The following is a 4,921-nucleotide window of genomic DNA, read 5'->3' on the forward strand; positions in this document are numbered from 1 at the left end:
CCGCTATCAGCGCGCGCCGCTGCTGGCGGCCCATCAGGACGAGGAGCCGGAGGAGACGGAGCGCACCGAGACGCCGGAGGAGCCGGGCACGCTGGTCGCCGCGCAGCTCAACCTCAGCCGGTCCACGGTGTACGTCTACGACGTCGACGCCGACAACGCCCTGGGCGCGCGTGCGCAGTCCACGGCGCCGGGCAGCAACCTGTTCGACATCGGACTGGACAAGTACGGCGAGACGTTGCTGACCGGCGCCGGCGGCCGCAATGCGACGCAGGCCTACGCGACCGACGACCTGTCCGGCCGGGGCTCGTACTACACCGGCTACCACCCGCTGGCCGTCGCCGCCTCACCGGACGACGGCTACGTGGTCAACGGCGTGCGCGCCGCCGGGGACGACATCTACATCTACGAGACCGGCGGCGTGGTCCCCGAGGAACGCATCGACGTGAGCACGGACGTCCTGGCGCCGCGCGGCCTCACCTGGTCGTCGGACATGGAGCACCTGTACGCCGTGACCGTCCCACCGGCGGGCGGCCCGCCGACCTTGCACGTCATCCACGACGCCGTCTGACAAGCGACGCCGTCCGACAAGCGACGCGTCCGAGAAGGCAGCCGGGCAACCTCCCTTGGGGCGGTCGCCCGGCGTGCATGGCGAGTGGTTACTGCTGGGCGAGCCACTTCGCCGTGGTGGTCTCGCCGAGCCTGGCGTCCGGGCCCGGAACGAGCGTCCGCTCGCCCACCGGCGCGCCGGAGTAGCCGGCCCGCTCGTCGGTGATCACCTTCCGCGGGTCGCCCTTGGCGGCGAGCGCCTTGCGCACCAACTCGTCCAGCCGGAACTGCTCCGGGCCGCCGAGCTCGCGGATGCCGTTGACCGGCTCCCCCACCGCGACCCGCCCGACGCCGGCGGCGACGTCATCGGCGGCCATCGGCTGGAACAGCACCGGCGGCAGGCGCACCTCGCCGTCGACCATGCTGAGGTCCGCGATGGCCCGGACGAACTCGAAGAACTGGGTGGCGTGCACGATCGAGTACGGCCGTCCCGACTCCCGGATCAGGTGCTCCTGAACGATCTTGCCCTTGAAGTAGCCGGACTCGGCCAGCTGGTCCGTACCGCCCACCGACAGCGCCACATAGTGGCCGATCCCCGCCCGAGCCGCGCCGTCCAGCAGGTTCGTGGTCGACGTCCGGAAGAAGTCGATCACCGCCGCCTCCTCGAAGGACGGCGAGTTCGACACGTCCACCACGACCTCCGCGCCCTCGATCGCTTCGGCCAGCCCTTCCCGGGTGATGGTGTTCACGCCGGTCTCGAGCGCGGCCGGAACCGCTTCGTGACCGTGCTCCCCCAGCTTGGCCACCAGCTTCGACCCGATCAGCCCCATGCCACCGATTACCACGACCTTCATGACGCTTCCCTTCGTCCGGCGGCTCCGTTGCGTTGCCGGAACGGTGGAGACGCTGAGTCCGGCAGGGCTGACTGTCAGATCGCTTGGGCGAGTTCGGTAAACGCGGCGCCGGCCCGTAGTCCTGGGCGGGTCTCGACTCCGAGTTCGTAATGGCCGCGTCGAAGGTTCTGCAGGAAGGCGTGACCCGCGATCACCACCTGCGCGCTCCGATCGGTCTGTAGCCCGCGCATTGGTCTCAGCCCGCGCTTGAGTTGACCATGATCGGCACCGATCGGGTTGTTCGCGTACTGCTCGACGTGGTGCCATGCCGCCGGCAGCAGCTCGTCGAGTACGGCGAGGTAAACCGGTGCGGCGTCGGTGACCACCTCGGTTGGGACGACTTTAGGGCGGGCGACCTGTAGCCGGATTTCGGCGTCGGCCCAACCGGCTGCGGTTGACGTCTCCCATCGTCGAGCTGGCCAGCCAGATGTCGGACTCATCTGTGCCAACTGTCGATCTTGTTCGTCGTAAACGGCCTTGATCATGTCTGCCGCTGCGTCCTGAAGGGGCCGTTATGCTCTCGCGCTGGAAGGCGTTGTGTCGTGCCCGGCTTGCCCTGGCTCGTTCATGGCCACGCGCATCGCGTTCGGGTCTGCGAGCCAGTTGCACCTGGTACACGGCGACGACAGATGTGATACCGAGCCGAGCAAAACGCCTACGAGCCCGAAAACTGCCTCAGCCGCCATGTCTTGATTCTGAAGCACGGCGAAGATATTGATCCGAGTGAGGCTTCGTCACCTACACCCTCGACGGGCGCAACGCCTGACGCAGATAGAGCGGCCGAACCCTGTCGTGTCCGAAACCGGAAAGTAGGTCCGGACACATCAGCCGCACATTGTCCCCTCATCGGGAAGGATTCCTCTGTCTCCCGGGATGCCGGGACGGGCAGGCTCCTGACGTCCGCCGGCATTCAGCCGGCGCAGACCAGGGGAGGCCGGAGATGTCTCAGCAACTGACCGCACTTCGGTCGAGCGGGCCGGCCGGGTGCCGGCGGTGGGATGGTTGGCCGCTGCGGTGATGGTGGCGGCGCCGGCGCTGATTGTGGCGGGTAATGGCCTGCATCCGGTGGTCGATGGGCAGTCGGCGTCGGCGCTGTTGGATGTGGTGGCCGCCGGTCCGGCCCGGTGGCTCATCGCGAAGCTGACGTATGCGGCCGGCTCGCTGCTGCTCATCGTGGCGTTGGCGAGTGTGGTGCGGTTGCGGCCGGGCGGAGTGGTTCTGGTGGGCTCGGTGCTTGCGGGGATCGGCACCGGCTGCAACGCCCTGTCGCAGGCGCTGGTCGGTTATACGGCGTATGCAGCGGTGCGAGTACCCGTTGATCGGTCCGCAGCAGCCGCGTTGCTGGACGGGTTTGATGGGCTCGGCCCGGCGGCTCTGAGACCAGGTACCAGACCGAGCAGCGGACTTCACCGGCCAACCCTGCCTGATCGGCCGACGCAACAGAGCCCCCAAACCCATCGCGAAGCTGGCTCAGGGCAAGATCTGGACGCTGAGCGACATTGAGGCGTGGATCGCCACTCACCGCACCGGCGGCGGACCTCTACCCGATGAGACCGGCGAGACGATGGCCGTCTCCTGGTCACCTGGAAGCCGCGGCCTGAGCCGGTCCGCCCAGAACGAGGCAGTCGGGGGGTTGCCCGGTCTCATTACAGGGATGACCATCGATGTACGCACGGCGCGTCAGCGCCATTGCGTGGGCACCAACTCGCAGACCGGGAGAGACGATGACTAGCGCATCTCAGCCCGTCAGGGCTGCCGAGTATCCCCTTGGCGTCGGCCGTCCGCCACTTCGCGTGGACGACCTACCGACGCCGGAAGAGGTCTTCCACGTCCCGAAGACGGGCTTCAAGGAGACCATCACAAAAATCATGGGGCCGGCCATGATTGCCCTCGGCCTTTCGATCGGGAGCGGCGAGTGGCTCCTGGGGCCTCAGGCGATCGGTAGCCTCGGGTGGACCGGCGTCGGCTTCATCATCACGATTTCGATCCTCCTGCAGGCGTTGTACAACATGGAGATCGGCCGGTACGTGCTGGCGACCGGCGAGGTGCCGTCGCTCGGCTTCGGGCGGGTGCCGCCCGGGGCGTACGTCGGCACGATCCTTGCAGTTGCTCTTTTCTATCTGGCGTTCATCACCGGTGGATGGGCCGCATCGGCGGGCGCGAGTTTCTTCACGCTGGTCACCGGCGACATTCCCACCGGGGACGACCTGACCACGACACGGTGGATCGGCGTCGGCCTGATGGGCGTGGTCTTCGTGATCACGCTGTTCGGGAAGAAGATTTCGCGGACGCTGGAACTGCTGTTCTGGGTCCTCGTCATGTTCATTCTCGTGACGCTGTTCCTCGTGGTCCTGATTCTCACCCCGCCGAGCGCGTGGCTCGACGGCATCGTCGGCATGATCCGGCCGGCGCTGCCACCGGAGGGAACCGAGGCGACGACGATCGGCGCGGTGGCCGGCTTCGCCGCGATGGCGTCCGGCCTCAACTACGTATTCATGAACTACTACCGGGACAAGGGCTACGGGATGGGTAGCAAGACCGGCTACATCCCGGGACTGCTTGCCCGCGGCGAAGACCATCCGGAGATCGCGCCGGTCGGCACCACGTTCCGGGAGACGCCGGAGAACGCGGCCCGGTGGGGGCGCTGGTGGCATTTCCTCAAGCTGGAGATGTGGGCCATCTTTGTGCCGGGCGCCCTCATCGGCATGCTGATGCCCGGCATTCTGGTCAGCCACCTCGCCGAGGTCAGCGGCGTCAAGCCTACGGTCGCGAGCATGCCGACCTACGTGGCCGACCAACTGCGGGCGACCGGCGAGAGCAGCCTGTTCTTCGGCTGGGCGCTGTTCATCGGCTTCGTCATCCTGTTCAAGACGCAGATCGTCGTCTTCGAGATGCTCACCCGGAACATGGTCGACGCGCTCTACGGGTCGAGCGCCGGATTCCGCCGGCTCATCGCGGGAGATCCGCGACGCTTCTACTACCCATTCATGATCGTCCTCGGAATCGTCATCTCCATCATCATCTTCAGCGCGTTGCCCGTCACTCTTGTCCAATGGGCAGCGAACATGTCGAACCTGGCGGCGATGATTTTCCCGTTCGCGCTCATGTACCTGATCGGCAAGCTGCCACGGCCGGCACGCGCGTCGTGGTGGTCGTACGTCGTACTGGCGCTGGTTGCCTTGTTCTTCGGTTTCTTCTTCATCAACTTCGCGATGGATCAGCTCACCGGCTCGCCGCTGGTCACGTTCTGATCCGCCGCGACTCGAGAACAGCGCCGCCCGGGGATCAACCGGGCGGCGCGAGTCGGGGTCGGGCGTCAGGCGGGCAGTCGATGACGACTCTTCGGCGTGATCGGCCGGCGCTACCACTGACCGGGATCGAGCGGGCTCTGTTGCGTCGGCCGATCAGGCAGGGTTGGCCGGTGAAGTCCGCTGCTCGGTCTGGTACCTGGTCTCCTCGCTCGGCGTTCGCAGGGTTCCGCT

At 67.0% G+C, this 4,921-nt stretch carries 4 protein-coding genes and 1 pseudogene; 3 read left to right on the plus strand and 2 right to left on the minus strand.

Annotated features, from left to right (window positions below; translation table 11 throughout):
* Window positions 1-568 (plus strand): hypothetical protein (locus AB0M20_RS27425; RefSeq protein WP_364302961.1); only part of this gene is annotated, 568 nt, incomplete at its 5' end.
* An 88-nt stretch (window positions 569-656) separates the two neighbouring features.
* On the opposite strand, the gene AB0M20_RS27430 is transcribed toward AB0M20_RS27425, so the two are convergent.
* Together AB0M20_RS27430 and AB0M20_RS27435 are read right to left on the minus strand one after the other, a co-directional pair.
* Entirely contained in the window at window positions 657-1,400 is a 744-nt protein-coding gene (locus tag AB0M20_RS27430; protein WP_364302963.1) for an SDR family oxidoreductase, read from the minus strand.
* Between the two features lie 74 nt (window positions 1,401-1,474).
* A pseudogene (locus AB0M20_RS27435) lies at window positions 1,475-1,774 on the minus strand (DDE-type integrase/transposase/recombinase); the annotation flags it as partial.
* A gap of 667 nt (window positions 1,775-2,441) precedes the next feature.
* Here AB0M20_RS27435 and AB0M20_RS27440 point away from each other — a divergent pair.
* Together AB0M20_RS27440 and AB0M20_RS27445 are read left to right on the plus strand one after the other, a co-directional pair.
* Window positions 2,442-2,942, plus strand: a complete 501-nt coding sequence (locus AB0M20_RS27440; protein ID WP_364302965.1) for a hypothetical protein — start codon at window positions 2,442-2,444, stop codon at window positions 2,940-2,942.
* Window positions 2,943-3,103: 161 nt separating this feature from the next.
* On the plus strand, window positions 3,104-4,690 hold the full coding sequence (locus AB0M20_RS27445) for an Nramp family divalent metal transporter (protein ID WP_364302967.1): 1,587 nt from the start codon (window positions 3,104-3,106) through the stop codon (window positions 4,688-4,690).
* Window positions 4,691-4,921 lie beyond the last annotated feature (231 nt).

Origin of the sequence: Actinoplanes sp. NPDC051633, from assembly GCF_040681735.1 — a bacterium.
Classification (GTDB): Bacteria; Actinomycetota; Actinomycetes; order Mycobacteriales; family Micromonosporaceae; genus Actinoplanes.

Coding starts and splice junctions, on each gene's coding strand:
- AB0M20_RS27430 (WP_364302963.1), bottom strand. CDS start 1,400: ATGAAGGTCGTGGTAATCGGTGGCATGGGGCTGATCGGGTCGAAGCTG.
- AB0M20_RS27445 (WP_364302967.1), top strand. CDS start 3,104: ATGTACGCACGGCGCGTCAGCGCCATTGCGTGGGCACCAACTCGCAGA.